Origin of the sequence: Microbacterium ulmi (assembly GCF_011759705.1) — a bacterium.
GTDB classification, from domain to species: Bacteria; Actinomycetota; Actinomycetes; order Actinomycetales; family Microbacteriaceae; genus Microbacterium; species Microbacterium ulmi.
In genome coordinates this window covers 1,176,200-1,191,433 of record NZ_JAAOZF010000001.1, presented here as the reverse complement: position 1 = coordinate 1,191,433, position 15,234 = coordinate 1,176,200, and the positions used below count along the sequence as shown (strand labels likewise).

General features: G+C 71.3%; 17 protein-coding genes. 15 read left to right on the top strand and 2 right to left on the bottom strand.

Annotation, left to right across the window (positions count from 1 at the left end; genetic code table 11):
- The first annotated feature begins 28 nt into the window (after positions 1 to 28).
- The 11 genes from FHS08_RS05705 to rpsN all read left to right on the top strand — a co-directional run bounded on the left by FHS08_RS05705 (position 29) and on the right by rpsN (position 8,256).
- On the top strand, positions 29 to 994 hold the full coding sequence (locus tag FHS08_RS05705) for a metal ABC transporter solute-binding protein, Zn/Mn family (protein ID WP_167036489.1): 966 nt from the start codon (positions 29 to 31) through the stop codon (positions 992 to 994).
- On the top strand, positions 991 to 1,830 hold the full coding sequence (locus tag FHS08_RS05700; RefSeq protein ID WP_167036486.1) for an ATP-binding cassette domain-containing protein: 840 nt from the start codon (positions 991 to 993) through the stop codon (positions 1,828 to 1,830). Before FHS08_RS05705 ends, FHS08_RS05700 begins: the two co-directional genes overlap by 4 nt.
- Positions 1,827 to 2,693, top strand: coding sequence for a metal ABC transporter permease (locus FHS08_RS05695; protein ID WP_167036483.1), 867 nt, complete (start codon positions 1,827 to 1,829; stop codon positions 2,691 to 2,693). The genes FHS08_RS05700 and FHS08_RS05695 overlap by 4 nt, the downstream gene beginning before the upstream one ends.
- A 64-nt stretch (positions 2,694 to 2,757) precedes the next feature.
- On the top strand, positions 2,758 to 3,174 hold the full coding sequence (locus FHS08_RS05690; protein ID WP_167036480.1) for a Fur family transcriptional regulator: 417 nt from the start codon (positions 2,758 to 2,760) through the stop codon (positions 3,172 to 3,174).
- Positions 3,175 to 3,241: 67 nt separating this feature from the next.
- A complete protein-coding gene (locus tag FHS08_RS05685; RefSeq protein ID WP_424960804.1) occupies positions 3,242 to 4,195 on the top strand; it encodes a permease in 954 nt (317 codons plus the stop codon).
- On the top strand, positions 4,188 to 4,991 hold the full coding sequence (locus FHS08_RS05680) for a TIGR03943 family putative permease subunit (RefSeq protein WP_167036474.1): 804 nt from the start codon (positions 4,188 to 4,190) through the stop codon (positions 4,989 to 4,991). The genes FHS08_RS05685 and FHS08_RS05680 overlap by 8 nt, the downstream gene beginning before the upstream one ends.
- A complete protein-coding gene (locus tag FHS08_RS05675) occupies positions 4,981 to 6,639 on the top strand; it encodes a hypothetical protein (protein WP_208382216.1) in 1,659 nt (552 codons plus the stop codon). The genes FHS08_RS05680 and FHS08_RS05675 overlap by 11 nt, the downstream gene beginning before the upstream one ends.
- A complete protein-coding gene (locus FHS08_RS05670) occupies positions 6,636 to 7,337 on the top strand; it encodes a DNA-3-methyladenine glycosylase (RefSeq protein WP_167036471.1) in 702 nt (233 codons plus the stop codon). Before FHS08_RS05675 ends, FHS08_RS05670 begins: the two co-directional genes overlap by 4 nt.
- A 202-nt stretch (positions 7,338 to 7,539) precedes the next feature.
- Positions 7,540 to 7,776 carry a 50S ribosomal protein L28 gene (rpmB, locus tag FHS08_RS05665; protein WP_165140428.1) on the top strand — a complete coding sequence of 79 codons (237 nt, stop codon included), beginning with the start codon at positions 7,540 to 7,542 and terminating at the stop codon, positions 7,774 to 7,776.
- Positions 7,776 to 7,946 carry a 50S ribosomal protein L33 gene (rpmG, locus tag FHS08_RS05660; protein ID WP_167036468.1) on the top strand — a complete coding sequence of 57 codons (171 nt, stop codon included), beginning with the start codon at positions 7,776 to 7,778 and terminating at the stop codon, positions 7,944 to 7,946. The genes rpmB and rpmG overlap by 1 nt, the downstream gene beginning before the upstream one ends.
- A 4-nt stretch (positions 7,947 to 7,950) precedes the next feature.
- The gene (gene rpsN / locus FHS08_RS05655) at positions 7,951 to 8,256 is read left to right on the top strand and encodes a 30S ribosomal protein S14 (protein ID WP_167036465.1); all 306 of its coding nucleotides are present in this window, start codon (positions 7,951 to 7,953) and stop codon (positions 8,254 to 8,256) included.
- A gap of 98 nt (positions 8,257 to 8,354) precedes the next feature.
- On the opposite strand, the gene FHS08_RS05650 is transcribed toward rpsN, so the two are convergent.
- Positions 8,355 to 9,185: an alpha/beta hydrolase gene (locus FHS08_RS05650; RefSeq protein ID WP_167036462.1), complete on the bottom strand. Its 831-nt coding sequence runs from the start codon at positions 9,183 to 9,185 to the stop codon at positions 8,355 to 8,357.
- A 187-nt stretch (positions 9,186 to 9,372) separates the two neighbouring features.
- Here FHS08_RS05650 and FHS08_RS05645 point away from each other — a divergent pair, with 187 nt between their 5' ends.
- From FHS08_RS05645 to FHS08_RS05635, 3 genes are all read left to right on the top strand, one after another.
- Positions 9,373 to 9,960, top strand: coding sequence for a TetR family transcriptional regulator (locus FHS08_RS05645; protein WP_167036459.1), 588 nt, complete (start codon positions 9,373 to 9,375; stop codon positions 9,958 to 9,960).
- A gap of 198 nt (positions 9,961 to 10,158) precedes the next feature.
- A complete protein-coding gene (locus FHS08_RS05640; RefSeq protein ID WP_167036456.1) occupies positions 10,159 to 10,437 on the top strand; it encodes an HU family DNA-binding protein in 279 nt (92 codons plus the stop codon).
- Positions 10,438 to 10,633: 196 nt separating this feature from the next.
- Positions 10,634 to 12,574 (top strand): bifunctional copper resistance protein CopD/cytochrome c oxidase assembly protein, encoded by a 1,941-nt coding sequence (locus FHS08_RS05635; RefSeq protein WP_424960803.1) that lies wholly within the window; start codon positions 10,634 to 10,636, stop codon positions 12,572 to 12,574.
- A 7-nt stretch (positions 12,575 to 12,581) separates the two neighbouring features.
- On the opposite strand, the gene FHS08_RS05630 is transcribed toward FHS08_RS05635, so the two are convergent.
- Positions 12,582 to 13,700 (bottom strand): hypothetical protein, encoded by a 1,119-nt coding sequence (locus FHS08_RS05630; protein WP_341800322.1) that lies wholly within the window; start codon positions 13,698 to 13,700, stop codon positions 12,582 to 12,584.
- A gap of 93 nt (positions 13,701 to 13,793) precedes the next feature.
- Here FHS08_RS05630 and FHS08_RS05625 point away from each other — a divergent pair, with 93 nt between their 5' ends.
- The gene (locus FHS08_RS05625) at positions 13,794 to 15,170 is read left to right on the top strand and encodes an AAA family ATPase (protein WP_167036453.1); all 1,377 of its coding nucleotides are present in this window, start codon (positions 13,794 to 13,796) and stop codon (positions 15,168 to 15,170) included.
- The last annotated feature ends 64 nt before the right edge of the window (positions 15,171 to 15,234 follow it).

The window sequence follows — 15,234 nt, the reverse complement described above, 5'->3', positions numbered from 1 at the left end:
CGATTATCAATAGCGTTACGCTGGGCGAATGCCTCGTCGCCTCTCCGCCGTCGCCGTGCTCGTCGCGGCATCCGTCCTCGCACTCGCCGGATGCGCATCGAGCGCGCCAGGAGCCGGAGGGGGCGACGGACGTGTCGCCATCGTCGCCTCGACCGACGTCTACGCGCAGATCGCGGAGGAGATCGGCGGCGACCTCGCCGACGTGACGGCGATCATCGACTCGGGCGCGCAGGACCCGCACGAGTTCGAGGCGAGCGCGCGGGACCAGCTCACGGTGTCGCGGGCCGACCTGCTCATCCAGAACGGCGCCGGATACGACTCGTTCATGGAGTCGCTCATCGACGCGACCGGGACCCAGGCGCCCATGCTCACGGCCGTCGAGTTCTCGCCCGCGTGGCCGGGGGAGCACGCCGACGAGGGCGACGACCATTCCGACGAGGGCGATCACGAGGACCACGATCACATCGAGGGCTTCAACGAGCACGTCTGGTACGACCCGCAGACGGTCGGCAAGCTCGCGAACGCCATCGCCGACGAGCTGTCGGATCTCGCGCCGGAGCACGCCAACGCCTTCGCCGCGAACGCCGACGCGTTCCTCGCCGAGATCGCCGAGCTCGGCGAGGGCCTCGATGCGATCGCCGCCGACCACGCCGGCACGAGGATCTTCGTCACCGAGCCCGTGCCGCTCTACCTCACGGAGGCCGCGGGGCTCGTCAACGCGACGCCGGCGGAGTTCAGCGAAGCCGTCGAAGAGGGCCAGGACGTCCCTCCTGCGACGCTGCTCGCGGCCCTGGGCCTGGTCGAGTCGGGTGACGTGCGCGTCGTCATCGTGAACGCGCAGACCGGCGGCGCCGAGACGACGCAGGTCATCGACACGGCGAAGGCGCACGACATCCCGGTGCTCGAGGTCACGGAGACGCTTCCGGAGGGCCAGACTTACATCTCGTGGATGCAGGCGAACATCGACGCGCTCGCGGCAGCGCTCGCGGCGTGACGGGCAGTGCCCTCGAGATCCGGGGAGCGGCTCTCCGCCGCGACGGCCGTGAGCTGTGGAGCGGCCTCGACCTCGACGTGCGGCCGGGCGAGCTCGTCGCCGTGCTCGGGCCGAGCGGGTCGGGCAAGACGACGCTGCTGCGGGCGATCCTCGGGCTCGAGCAGCTGAGCGAGGGCACCATCACGGCGCTCGGCGCGCCTGTGCGCAGCCGGGGCAACCGGCACATCGGGTACATCCCGCAGCAGCGGCCGCTCGCGCGCGACACGTCGCTGCGCGGCCGCGACCTCGTGCGGCTCGGCGTCGACGGGCACCGCTTCGGGTTCCCGCTGCCGCGGAGGTCCGACAGCTTGCGCGTCGGCGCGCTGCTCGACGCCGTCGGCGCGCGCGAGTTCGCCGATCGGCCCGTGGGGCTGCTGTCGGGCGGCGAGCAGCAGCGGCTGCGTGCGGGCCAGGCGCTCGCCGACGACCCGGGGCTGCTGCTGTGCGACGAGCCGCTCACGAGCCTGGACCTCGCCAACCAGCAGGACGTCATCGGCCTCATCGACCGTCATCGTCGCGAGAGGGATGCCGCGGTGCTCCTCGTGACGCACGACATCAACCCGGTGCTCGAGCTCGTCGATCGCATCCTGTACCTCGCGAACGGGCGCTTCACGCTCGGGACCCCCGACGAGGTGCTCACCTCCGAGACGCTGTCGGCCCTGTACGGCGCCCCCGTCTTCGTGCTGCGCGCGGGCGATCGGCTCGTCGTCGTGGGCGCTCCGGATGCCGAGGACTCGCACCACCACCACGAGCACGACCACCACGACCACGACGAGGGCTCGGGGGCGCACGCGTGAACTGGCCCGACCTGTGGGACGCGATGTTCGGGGGCGTCTCCGATTACGGCGCGATCCTCGCTCTCGTGTCGAACTCGATCGTCGCGGGCGCCGTGCTCGGGCTCGTGGGCGGGCTCGTCGGGGTCTTCGTCATGCAGCGCGACATGGCGTTCGCCGTGCACGGCATCAGCGAGCTGTCGTTCGCCGGCGCCGCCGCAGCGCTCCTCATCGGCGCCGACGTCGTGACGGGGTCGATCGTCGGGTCGCTCATCGCCGCAGCGATCATCGGCGTGCTCGGCGCGAAGGCGCGCGAGCGCAACTCGATCATCGGCGTGCTCATGCCCTTCGGTCTGGGCCTGGGCATCCTGTTCCTCTCGCTCTACAGCGGCCGCAGCGCGAACCGGTTCAGCCTGCTGACCGGACAGATCGTGTCGGTGCAGAACGCGCAGCTGGGATGGCTCGTCGTCATCGGCGCGATCGTGCTCGTCGCGCTCCTGTTCATCTGGCGCCCCCTGCGGTTCGACTCGCTCGACCCGCAGTCGGCGGCCGCGCGCGGCGTTCCCACGACGGCCGTCTCGCTCGCCTTCATGCTGCTGCTCGGCCTCATCGTCGCGGTGAGCCTGCACATCATCGGGGCGCTGCTGGTCATGGCGCTGCTCGTGACGCCCGCCGCCGCCGCGATGCGCGTCGCGTCGGGCCCGTTGTCGGTGCCGCTGCTCGCGGCGCTGTTCGGGTTCGTCTCGGCCGTGGGCGGCATCCTGCTCGCCGTCATGGGGACGCTGCCGGTGAGCCCGTACATCACGACGATCTCGTTCGCGATCTACGTCGTGTGCCGCATCGTCGACTCCCGGCGGGGGCGCGTGCAGCGGGCGGCGACGGCGTAGCAGCCGGTCTCGGTGCGGCAGGGCTCCCAGGTCGCTCATCGGACGCGCGATCTAGACTCTGACCATGGTCCAGCGCAACACGTGGCAGCGGGAGCGGGTGCGGGAGGCGCTCGCCGACGCGCGCGGCTTCGTCAGCGCGCAATCGCTGCACGCGATGCTGCGCGACGAGAACACGGGCATCGGCCTTGCCACCGTGTACCGCGCCCTCGCGGGCCTCGCAGCGCAGGGCGACGCCGACTCGCTGCAGAGCCCTGAGGGCGAGAGCCTCTACCGCGCGTGCGCGACGCGCGGGCACCACCACCACCTGATCTGCCGCTCGTGCGGACTCACGATCGAGATCGCGGCGACGGATGTCGAGCAGTGGGCGCGGGCGACGGCGTCGGCGCACGGCTTCACGCAGGCCGAGCACGTGGTCGACATCTTCGGGCTGTGCGCGTCGTGCACGGCCGCCGCGCGAGAGGGCGGGCGTGACTCGCGCTGATCCGCTGGCGCCACGCACGGCACGGCTGGAGCCGACGCCCGCGGCGAAGGCGTTCGCGGGCGTCGCGGTGGGCCTGCTCGTCGTCGGCGCCCTCATCGCGATCGACGTGTTCGTCCCCCAGCTCTTCCCGGCATCCCTGCCGACTCGCGCGCAGGACGGCCTCACGCTCGCCATCAGCGTGCTCATCGAGTCCGTGCCGTTCGTGGCGCTCGGGGTCGTGCTGTCGATCGTCGTGCAGGTGTGGGTGCCTCCCGGGGTCATCGAACGATGGATGCCGCGCGCGGCATGGGCCCGCCGCGCCGTGCTGTCGCTGCTCGGCATGATCATTCCGGTCTGCGAATGCGGCAACGTCCCGTTCGCGCGCGGCCTGCTCATGCGCGGCTTCTCGGTGCCCGAGACGCTGACCTTCCTCATCGCGGCGCCCATCGTCAACCCCATCGTCATCATCACGACCAACGCGGCATTCGGCTTCGGCGACGGCATCCTGATCGCGCGGCTGCTCGGCGGATACGCGATCGCCAACCTCATCGGCTGGCTCTACAGCCGGCATCCCGATCCGGATGCCCTGCTCACCGATCGATTCCGCGAGACGTGCGACCTCGTCGTGCACGAGGAGGGCGGCAAGGGCCGGCGCTCGCTCGCTCAGCTCGTCGTCGAGCTGCGGGCCGTCATGCCGGCGCTCGTGATCGGCTCGGCCGTCGCGGGGGCCGTGCAGGTGCTCATCCCGCGCGAGGCGCTGCTCGCGATCGGCTCGAATCCCGCGCTGTCGATCGTCGCGATGATCGCGCTCGCGATGATCGTGTCGATCTGCTCGAACGTCGACGCGTTCTTCGCGCTGTCGTTCGCGTCGACCTTCACATCGGGGTCGATCGTCGCGTTCCTGCTCGTCGGACCCCTCGTCGACGTCAAGATGCTCGCGCTGCTGCGCACGACCTTCACGACGAAGGTGCTCGCGGGGATCGTCGTCGTCGTGCTGCTCTCGGCGTTCGCGATCGGGACGGTGGTGAACCTCCTTGCGTAAGGCGCGCCTCGTCGGAACGCGCTGGCTCGGAGTCGGGCTCGCCGCCGTCCTCGCCGTCGTGACGCTCGGGCTCGCGGCGACGGGCCGGCTCGGGCTGTACATCAACCCGGACTCGACCTGGTTCACGGTCGGGATGTCGGTCGTCGTGCTGGTGGGCGCCGTCGCGTCCTTCACGCTCCCCCTCGGAGCCGAGGCCGAGCACGGGCACGACCACGGCGACGGGCACGACCACGGCGACGCGCTCCATGCCCCGGCGCCCTCCGAGGACGGCCGAGGGCACGACCACGGGCACGCACGGCGTGCGGGCGTGGCGACGGTCGTCGGCGGGGTCGCGGCATCCGGCGTCGTCCTCCTGGCCCTCGTGCTGCCGCCCGCGTCGCTCTCCGCGCAGCTGGCGATGTCGCGCGACACGGGCGCGCCGCCCCTGTTCGCGGGGGCGGATGTCGTGGCCCTCGCGACGACCGGCGACACGTCCGAGTTCGGCATCGGAGAGTGGGCGACGGTGTTCGCGACGGCGACGAATCCGGATGCGTTCGACGGAGACGCCGTCGAGCTCACCGGGTTCGTGACACCGGGCGGAGGCGACTTCCAGCTGACGAGGCTCGTCATCACGCACTGCGTCATCGACGCGCAGCCCGCGAGCATCCCTGTCGTCTCGGCATCCGGATCGGCGCCCGACACGGGTCAGTGGGTCACGGTGAGCGGAACCGTCCGGTCGAGCTCGGACGGGCGCCTCGTGGTCGACGCGGCGTCGGTCGAGCCCATCGACGAGCCTCAGGATCCCTATGAGTTCTGACGCGCAGCGACCGGCGACCCGGCGGGAGGCGAGGCTCGCTGCCGCGGCCCGCGCGGCGACGGATGCCGCACCCGCGGCCGCCGCATCACCGGTCGTCGAGCCCGACGGCGAGCCGTACGTGCCGGCCGCGCCCGCTGTCGGGCCGGGGCCGCAGCCCGCGCAAGAACCCACGCGAGGGCCCGCGCACGACCCCGCGCACGACCCCGCGGAGGAACTCGCGCGAGAACCCGCGCCCGAGCCCGCGTCCGCAGCGCGGGACGCCGCGCCCCCCGCCGCCGGGGCACGCCCGCGCAGAGCGCGCCGCGCCTTCGCGGGAGCCTTCGCCGTCGTCGTCGCGGTGCTCGCGGTCGTCGGCGCGACGGGCGCGGCGCTGGGCACCGCCCAAGGGCCGCACGTGACGGGAGTGGAGGTCGACCCCGCCGCGGCGGCCGCGGCATCCGGGTCCCGGCTCGTCGTCACGACGTCGCAGTCGCTGCAGGACGTCGACCCGAGCCAGGTGACCGTCGAGCCGGCCGTCCCGTTCGCCGTCGACACGTCGGGCCGCGCCGTCGGCGTGCGCTTCGCGCTGCCGCTGTTCGACGACACGGAGTACACCGTGACGTTCCGCGACGTCCAAGGGCTCGGCGGGGGGCCGACGGCGACGTTCGCCGAGTCGTTCCGCACGCCCCGCGCCGAGGTCTTCCTCCTGCAGCGAGGCGACGACGGCGACGCGATCTTCCGCACCGACCTCACCGGCGCGAACGCCGTGAAGGTGTTCGAGCACGAGCACATCGAGGACTTCCGGGCGACGTCCAGCCGCCTGGTCGTGTCGGTGCGCGACGACGACGGGGCGCAGCTGATCACGACCGACCTCGACGGGGGCGACGCGCGGACGCTGCCGCTCCCCGGCGAGGGCTACGTCTCGAACCTGCAGAGCGCGGATCGCGGCGACCGCATCGGATACACCTTCTCGGATGCCGATCTCGGCGGCGACGGCGGGCTCGAGAGCGCGCTGTTCACGACGTCGCTGCGCGACCCCGCGGGCCAGCCGACGCGCGTCGAGATCGCGGGAGCCGATCCGCGCGTCGCACAGTGGCGGTTCGTGCCCGACACCGACAGCATCCTGCTCCTGAGCTTCGACGGCTCCGTCCTGCTGACGGACGCCGCCGCCACGAGCGCGACCGCGCTCGGCAGCGCGGTCTCGCTCGACGGGATCGCCGGCACGCATGCGATCGTCGAGCGGATCGACGGCGTCGAGGTCGTCGATCTCAGCGACGGGTCCACCAGGCCCCTCATCGGCACTGAGGAGGAAGGCATCGTCGGGGCCATCCTGCCCGTCGCGGGCGGGGGCACGCTGCGCACCGTGACGCCGCTGGACGAGCAGGGTCTGCCGACGGCGTCGCGGATCGTGTTCGTGACGGACGACGGCACGGAGTCGACGCTCTACGACGTCGACCCGGCCGACGCCGTCGTGCAGACGTGCGTCGCGCCCAGCGGCCGCTACGCCGCCGTGACGATCGCGCCCGACGTCGTGCGCAATCCCTACGACATGTACCAGCTCCCCCTGCCCGGCACGCTCGAGACGCACGTCGTGGAGATCTCCTCCGCGACCGAGGTCGTCGCGCTCGCCGGCTCGGCGCCCTCGTGGTGCCGCGTTCCGCCGCAATGAGCGGCGAACGGGTCGCGGCGCACGACGCCGACCGCTTCCGTCCCGCCGCGCGAGCCGACCTCCTGGGCCTGCCCGTCGAGGTCGCTCCGCGCCTGCTCGGCGGGCTGCTCACGACGATCGTCGGGGGCGAGCCCGTCGCCGTCCGGCTCACGGAGGTCGAGGCGTACCACGGCCTCGGCACGGGCGATCGGCCCGATCCCGGCTCGCACGCCCGCATGGGGCCGACCGCCCGCAACGCGACGATGTGGGGCGAGCCGGGTCATCTCTACATCTACCTGAGCCACGGCATCCACTCCTGCGTCAACGTCGTGTGCGGGCCGGAGGGCGCGGCCGGCGGAATCCTCCTGCGGGCGGGCGAGATCGTCGAGGGGCGGGATGCCGCGCGCCGCCGCCGCCCCGCGGCCCGCACGGATCGCGAGCTCGCGCGCGGTCCGGGCCGGCTCGGCGATGCGATCGGGCTGCGGCATCCCGTGCACGACGGCATCGACGCGATCACGGGCGAGCCGCGCGGCGGCGCGATCGCGCGGCTCGCCCTGAGTGCGGAGCCGCTCGCCGAGGTGACGGCCGGTCCTCGTGTCGGGGTCGCGGGCGTCGCAGGGACGGATGCGTATCCCTGGCGGTTCTCCATCGCGGGCGATCCGACGGTGTCGGCGTTCCGCTGGGGCCGCGGAGCGGGACCTGCCGGCGGGCAGGGGTGAGCGGCGGTCCCGGAGCCGGGCGACGGCGATCCTCAGGCCGGACCCGCGCATGCTAGACTGACTCTTCGTCTGCGCGCACTCCAGCACGCAGTTCGCATCCCACTCCTGATCGCGGGCCTTCGCCGGCCGGGTCGAGCGCGGGGTGCAGACAAGGGATCTTGGGTGGGGCCGTCCGGCTCCACGGTACTAAGGAGACATCACCATGGCAGCAGTGTGCCAGGTGACTGGAGCAGTTCCCGGCTTCGGTCACAACATCTCGCACTCGCACCGCCGGACGAAGCGCCGCTTCGACCCGAACGTGCAGAAGAAGACCTACTTCGTCCCGTCGCTCGGCCGCAACATCAAGCTGAACGTCTCGGCGAAGGGCATCAAGGTCATTGACGCCCGCGGCATCGAGTCCGTCGTCAAGGACCTCATCGCGAAGGGGGTGAAGCTCTGATGGCCAAGAAGGCACAGGACGTCCGTCCCATCATCAAGCTCCGCTCGACCGCCGGCACGGGCTACACGTACGTGACGCGCAAGAACCGTCGCAACAACCCCGACCGCATCGTGCTCAAGAAGTACGACCCCATCGTGCGCAAGCACGTCGACTTCCGAGAGGAGCGCTGATCACATGGCCAAGAAGAGCAAGATCGCGCGCAACGAGCAGCGCCAGGTGGTCGTCGACCGCTACGCCGCGAAGCGCGCCGAGCTGAAGAAGGCGCTCGTCTCGCCGGAGTCGACCGACGAGCAGCGCGAGGCCGCTCGCGTGGGCCTGCAGAAGCTGCCCCGCAACGCGTCGCCCGTGCGCCTGCGCAGCCGCGACGTCATCGACGGCCGCCCCCGCGGCGTCCTGACGAAGTTCGGCATCTCGCGTGTCCGCTTCCGCGACATGGCCCACCGCGGCGAGCTGCCCGGCGTGACCAAGTCGTCCTGGTAGACCCACCACGTCGAAGGGCCCGGAGTTCTCCAGAACTCCGGGCCCTTTCCGCATCCCACCGCCGGCACCAGGTCTCGCCGTCCTGATGGGGGCGCGTGCTACTGCACGGCCTCGGTCACCGCGTGCTCCGTCGCCCACGCGAGCGCGTAGTCGGCGATCTCCTCCCAGCCGTCCTGGCTGACGAGGCGGTGCGTGCGGCCGGGGAACTCCTTGTAGTCGACGATCGCGGGGCTGCCGCTCGCGTGGTACTTCTTCACGATCGCCTTGCCGATGGCCGGCGGCACGACGTGGTCGATCTCGCCCGTGATGACGAGCAGCGGCGCGCGGTCGGGGCGGGCGTAGTCGACGTGCGTCACGCCGCCCTTCTCGTTGAGCACCGACGTCACGCCCTCGAAGAAGACCCGGTTGTACGAGTTGACGGCGTACTCCTGCCACAGCTCGTCGGACTCCGCGTGCGACAGGTCGTTGCCGAACGTGAAGTGGAAGTGGCGCTTCGAGAGGGGCTTGGCGCCGTTCCTGCCGAACGGGTTGGACAGGATCGGGGTGCCGGTCCACAGCGTCGACAGCGGCAGCGCCGTGACGCCCGCGGTCTGTCCCGGTGCCACCCCGACGTATGCGACGCCGAGGCCCCGATCGGCGAGCATCTGCGTGAGGACCCCGCCGAACGAGTGGCCCATGATGATCGGCTTCTCGGGCAGCGCCCGGATGATGCGCTCGTAGTGGTCGGCGATCTCGGTGAGGCCGATCCCCTTGAGCGGCTCGGGGTTGCTCCGGATGTCTTCGACGCTGCGGTCGTCGATGCCGGGCCATCCGGGAACGATCACGTCGTGGCCGGCGGCGCGGAAGCGCTCGGCCCACGTGTCCCAGCTCTTCGGGGTCATCCAGAGGCCGTGGATGAGGACGATCGGGGTCTTGGTCGGTGTGCTCATGTCCGTTGTCCTTCGAGGTGTGGTGGTCGTGTCACGCGGGTCGTGTGCCGATGGGGGCCGGCGGGTGTAGTCTGATAGTAGACCGAACGTTCTATCTATACAAGCCTATTCCCGAACTCTCAGAAAGCCCTGGTCAGCGCCACCATGCTCGGTCGATGGCACGATAGGGCGGAGGAGGAGCCGTCTCGTGAGCACGACTGCGGATGCCGCGGCATCCCGCCCATATCCTGCGCGGCAGCGCCTGCTCGATGCCGCGACCGAGCTGTTCTACAACGAGGGCATCCACTCGGTCGGCGTCGATCGCATCATCGAGGCCGCGGGAGTCACACGCGCCACGATGTACAAGCAGTTCGAGGGCAAGGAGGGGCTCGTCCTCGCCTACCTGCGGAGCGAGGACGCGCAGCTGCGCGGGCTGTTCGCGGGAGCCGCGACGACCTCCGACGACCCCGATGCGCTGCTCGACCTCGTCGTCGAGGGGATCGCGGCCGACGTCCGCGATCGGCACACGCGTGGATGCCCGTTCATCAACGCGGCGGCCGAGTATCCCGACGAAGGCCCCGTGCGCGAGCTCATCGCCGACCATCGCGGGTGGTTCCGCGCAACGCTCGAGCACCTCGCCGAGGGCGCGGGACTCGACGAGCCCGGCGATGTCGCGGCATCCCTCGTGCTCCTGCGGGACGCCGCTCTCGTGGGCGGATACCTCGACGGACAGGACCGCGTCGCCCCTGCGTTCGCCCGCACGGCCCGCGGAGTCATCGCGGCGCACCGCCCCTGACGAGAACGCCTCATCAGCCCCACGAATCACTCCAGACACCCGACACGCCGGTGTCTTCGGCCCAGTTCCGCGGAAATACGCGGAAAACACCCGGCGGTCGGGTACATTCGAGGCGGTCGATCCGACCAGCCGGGGGGCATCTGCCGCTCGGTCCGTGCAATGTAAGGCGGCATCGCCGCCGCTGTGGAGGACAACCACATGGCCATCACGAAGACCGAACTCGTCGCGAGCATCGCGAGCGCGACGGGTCAGAGCCAGTCCGCCGTCTCGAGCGTGCTCGACTCCCTCTTCGCCACCGTCTCCGAGGCCGTCGCAAAGGGCGACAAGGTCTCGATCCCGGGCTGGATCTCGTTCGAGCAGGTGGCGACCTCCGCTCGCACGGGACGCAACCCGCAGACCGGCGAAGAGATCAAGATCCCCGCCGGCAAGCGTGTCAAGGTGACCGCCGGCTCGAAGCTCAAGGGCGCCGTCAAGTAGTACACCTCACGAAGGGGGATGCCGCGCAGGCATCCCCCTTCGTCATCCCGCCGCAGCGGGGCCCCGGGCGCCGCGCACGTAGGCTGGAGGGGTGACCCCCACGCCCTCTGCGCGCAGCCTCGACGCGCCACGCGCCGCTGCGGGGCGTGCGGGCCCGGCCCGCGCTCTGCGGGTCGCAGGGCCCGCGATCCTCGCCGTGACGGCCGTCGTGGCGCTCCTGTGGGGGCTCGCCTTCGGCGGCGGCGCTGCGGCGCTCGTGATCGCCGATCCCGGAGCCGTCGTGCGGTGGGGGCTTCCGCTCTTGACCCTCGTGGTCAACCTGTCCGCCGCCGGCATGGTCGGCGCGCTCGTCACGGCGCTGTTCACGCTCAGGGCGGGGGAGCGCGAGTTCGATGCGGCGCTGGACACGGCATCCGTCTCGGCCGCCGTCTTCACCGTCGCGGCCGCCGCGACGGGATTCTTCACGTTCCTCGACGTCTTCAACCCGTCGCTCAGCGCAGGCCCCGAGTTCGGCGCGCAGCTCGGCCGCTGGCTCGTGGAAGTCGAGGGCGGACGCACATGGCTCATCACGACGATCGCGGGGGCGGCCCTCACGATCCTGACCTTCGCCGTCCGATCCTGGGCGACGACCCTTCTCGTCGCCGTCCTCGCGATCGCGGCGCTCGTCCCGATGGCGACGCAGGGCCACTCCGGCGAGGAGGCGAACCACAACGCGGCCGTCATCGCCCTCGTGCTGCACGTCGTCGCCGCGGCGATCTGGCTGGGCGGGCTCCTGCTCCTGGTCGTCGTGCGCCCTCTCATGACGCGCGACGGCGTCGTGACGGCGCTGTCGCGCTACTCGAGCATCGCCCTCGTCGCGTTCATCGTGGTCGCCGTGTCGGGGACGGTCCGCGCCGCGATCGGCATCGGCACGTGGGATGCCGTCGCATCGCCGTACGGCATCCTCGTTCTCGTCAAGGTCGCGGCCCTCCTCGCGATCGGCCTCCTCGGCGCCTGGTACCGGCGACGCCTCATCGGGCGGATGCATCGGGATGCGGCATCCCGCCGCTTCTGGGGGCTCATCGCGCTCGAGCTGGCCTTCATGGGCGTCGCGAGCGGCGTCGCCGCGGCGCTCGCGCGCACGCCGCCTCCGACGAACTCCGCGCTTCCCGAGGTGCGGACGCCGGCCGAGATCCTGACGGGCGCGGTGCTTCCTCCCGAGCTGACGGTGTCGCGCTGGCTCACGGCGTGGGACATCGACCTCCTGTGGGCCTTCGTCGCGGGCTTCGGGGCGTTCTTCTACCTCGCAGGCGTCTGGCGGCTGCGCCGCCGCGGCGACTCGTGGCCGGTCTACCGCCCGATCCTGTGGATCCTCGGCCTCGCCCTGCTGCTGTGGGTGACCGGCGGGCCCGTCAACGTCTACCAGGACTACCTGTTCAGCGTGCACATGACGGGGCACATGCTGCTGACCATGGCGATCCCGCTCCTGCTGGTCAGCGGCGCGCCCGTGACGCTCGCGGCGCGCGCGATCCGCAAGCGCGAGGACGGCACGCGCGGCGGCAGGGAATGGATCCTGTGGGCCGTCCACTCGCCGGTCGCACGCGTCGTCACGCACCCGTTCGTCGCGGCGGGCCTGTTCATCGGCTCGCTCTGGATCTTCTACTACACCGATCTCTTCCGCTGGTCGCTCTACGACCACCTCGGGCACGAGTGGATGGTCGTCCACTTCCTCCTCACGGGCTACCTGTTCGTGCTCTCGCTCATCGGCATCGACCCCGTGCCGTATCGCCTCGCCTATCCGTTCCGGCTCGTCTTGCTCATCGCGGTCATGGCGATGCACGCGTTCTTCGGCATCGCGATCATGATGCAGTCCGGACTCATGGTGTCGGAGTGGTTCGGCGCGATGGGCCGTACGTGGGGCGCGACGCCCCTCCAGGACCAGTACACCGGCGGCGGCGTCGCGTGGTCGATCGGCGAGCTTCCCACGCTCGTGCTCGCGATCGTCGTCGCGATCCAGTGGAGCCGCAGCGACGACCGCCAGCAGCGTCGCCGCGACCGCCACGCGGATCGCACGGGGGATGCCGAGCTCGACGCCTACAACGAGCATCTGGCTGCGCTCGCGGCGAAGGACGAGCGCGCTGCCAGGCTCGGCCGCTGACCCGCGGCTACCGCGTGTCGGGTCCTGACACGGCGATGTTCACCTTGCCGTCGGGGAGCACCGAGATCTGGGCGGTCACGATGAACGGGACGTCCTCGCGGACGTGACGGACGGATCCGTCGAACAGCGATCGGATGTCGACCTCGATGTGCGCCGTCGCGTCGGTGGGCGGCATGCTCCAGCCCGCGCCGTCGGGCTCGAGCCTGACGGCCGGCTGCTGCACGATCGACCACGTCGGCGGCGAGACGATGCGGTCCTGCACGAGGTAGCCGAACGGGCATCCCGTCGGCTGGAGCACATCCTGCGTCGCGCACGACGTGAGGAACTCGTCGACGCTGTTCTGCACGAGCGAGACGAACTCGTCGGTCGCCGTCGCCTGCACGATGACGGGGGTCTGCGTGAGGGGGCTGTCGGAGAGGACGGCGACACCGGGGGTGGCGGCGATCTGCGTGTCGACCGACACGGAGTAGATGCCGGGAGAGAACACGAGCAGCGGCACCGATGCGAGCGGGTCGGCGTCGGCGCCGTCGGGCGAGACCTGCCGCTTGTCGACGGTGAAGCCGTTCACGTCGAACGACATGGATCCGCGCACCGTCAGGTCGATCACGGCGAGCGGGCTCGTCGCGAAGCGCCACGTCGGGGCGACGCCGATCGTGCCCGCCCGCTCGACCGAGAACGTCGTGGTCCCCGGCACGGATCCCGCCCGGTAGCTGACGGTGATGCGGGTCGTGTCGCCGAGCGGCTCTTCCGAGACGACCTCGACGTCGGTCAGCGGGGCGAGGGCGTCTCGGCGCAGCAGCGCCGCCGACGACGTTCCCGGCAGCCCCGCGGCCTCGAGCTCCGCCGAGTCGACCGTGACGCCCGCGACGCCGAGCGCATCGGCGGCGTGCCGCTCGGAGAGCAGGTCGAGGTAGCGCAGCACGAACGCGCGCGGACTGTAGAAGTCGTGGTAGACGACGGCGGCCCCCGCCCCGAGCGCCGCGACCAGCAGCACCCCGACGAGGGCGAGCAGTCCGAGGTCGACGCCCAGGCGCGCGCGGGATCGGGATGCCGCGGCCGGGGCCGCGACAGGCTCCGCGACCTCGGACACGGCATCCTGCGTCGTCTCGACGGGCCCTGGGTCCACAGGTCCAGTCTAGGAACCGCGACCCGTCGGGCCGCGGTCCACGCGTAACGATGTGAGACGGCGGGGCGCGGCATCCGTGACTACCATGATGCAGTGAGCACGCCGCCCCTTTCCGCCGAGCAGGAGGCGCTCTTCCGGCTCATCGAGGACACGCGCGAGCACGTGTTCGTGACGGGGCGCGCGGGCACGGGCAAGTCGACGCTGCTGCAGCATCTCGCCTGGAACACCTCGAAGTCGATCGCGGTGTGCGCACCGACGGGGGTCGCGGCGCTCAACGTCGAGGGCCAGACGATCCATTCGCTCTTCCGCCTGCCGATCGGTCTCATCGCCGACAGCGAGCTCGAGCAGTCCGATCCCGCGCGCAAGATCATGAACGCGATCGACACGCTCGTCATCGACGAGATCTCGATGGTCAACGCCGACCTCATGGACGCGATCGACCGCTCGCTGCGGCAGGCCCGCGGGCGCCGTGCCGAGCCGTTCGGCGGCGTGCAGATCGTGATGTTCGGCGACCCGTACCAGCTCGCGCCGGTGCCGCCGCGCGGCGACGAGCTGCGGTACATCCGAGATCACTACCGCTCGTTCTGGTTCTTCGACGCGAAGGTGTGGACGGGCTCGCAGTCCGCGATCGGGGATGCCGCGTCCCTCGAGGGGTTCGCCGACCTCGGCCCTTTCGGCGCGCACCTGCACATCCGCGAGCTCGTCGAGATCCACCGTCAGGCCGATCCTGCGTTCAAGGCGATGCTCAACGCGGTCCGGCACGGACACGTCACCGCCGACATCGCGCGGGTGCTCAACGACACAGGCGCGCGGCGGCCGCCGGAGCCCGCCGACGGCGAGGTGCCGATCATCACCCTCGCCACCCGCAACGACATCGTCAACGCGATCAACCGGCGGCACCTCGACGCGCTGCCCGGACAGTCGCAGACGGCCGTCGCCGAGATCAGCGGGGACTTCGGCCGCGGCGACGCCTACCCCGCCGACGTCGAGCTGCAGCTCAAGGTCGGCGCGCAGGTCATGTTCCTGCGCAACGACCGGGACTCGCAGGGCGAGCCGCCGCGCTGGGTCAACGGCACGATCGGCACGGTGACCCGCATCGCGGGCGGCACCGTGCGCGTCGACGTCGAAGGCCACGAGTTCGACGTCGAGCCGGCGGTCTGGGAGAGGTTCCGGTATGCGTACGACCCCCGGTCCAAGTCGCTCTCCCGCGACATCGTCGCCGAGTTCACGCAGTTCCCGCTGCGGCTCGCATGGGCCGTCACGATCCACAAATCGCAGGGCAAGACCTACGACCGCGCGATCATCGACCTCGGCTCCGGCGCCTTCGCGCCGGGGCAGACGTACGTCGCGCTGTCGCGGCTGACCTCGCTCGACGGCCTGTATCTGAGCCGTCCGCTGCGCCCGGCCGACATCCGCGTGGATCCCGACGTCGCCCGGTGGATGACGGCGGCGCGGGCCGCGGCATCCTGACCTCCTGCAGAACTCCACGGATCCGAGCCCGAACCGGCCGTGGAGTCGCCTCAGGCCCGGTCGC

What these genes read in the sequence shown, in the direction of transcription:
- FHS08_RS05670 (WP_167036471.1), top strand. Translation starts at nt 6,636, where the DNA reads ATGAGCGGCGAACGGGTCGCGGCGCACGACGCCGACCGCTTCCGTCCC.
- rpsN (WP_167036465.1), top strand. Translation starts at nt 7,951, where the DNA reads ATGGCCAAGAAGAGCAAGATCGCGCGCAACGAGCAGCGCCAGGTGGTC.
- FHS08_RS05675 (WP_208382216.1), top strand. Translation starts at nt 4,981, where the DNA reads ATGAGTTCTGACGCGCAGCGACCGGCGACCCGGCGGGAGGCGAGGCTC.
- FHS08_RS05650 (WP_167036462.1), bottom strand. Translation starts at nt 9,185, where the DNA reads ATGAGCACACCGACCAAGACCCCGATCGTCCTCATCCACGGCCTCTGG.
- rpmG (WP_167036468.1), top strand. Translation starts at nt 7,776, where the DNA reads ATGGCCAAGAAGGCACAGGACGTCCGTCCCATCATCAAGCTCCGCTCG.
- FHS08_RS05690 (WP_167036480.1), top strand. Translation starts at nt 2,758, where the DNA reads ATGGTCCAGCGCAACACGTGGCAGCGGGAGCGGGTGCGGGAGGCGCTC.
- FHS08_RS05640 (WP_167036456.1), top strand. Translation starts at nt 10,159, where the DNA reads ATGGCCATCACGAAGACCGAACTCGTCGCGAGCATCGCGAGCGCGACG.
- rpmB (WP_165140428.1), top strand. Translation starts at nt 7,540, where the DNA reads ATGGCAGCAGTGTGCCAGGTGACTGGAGCAGTTCCCGGCTTCGGTCAC.
- FHS08_RS05705 (WP_167036489.1), top strand. Translation starts at nt 29, where the DNA reads ATGCCTCGTCGCCTCTCCGCCGTCGCCGTGCTCGTCGCGGCATCCGTC.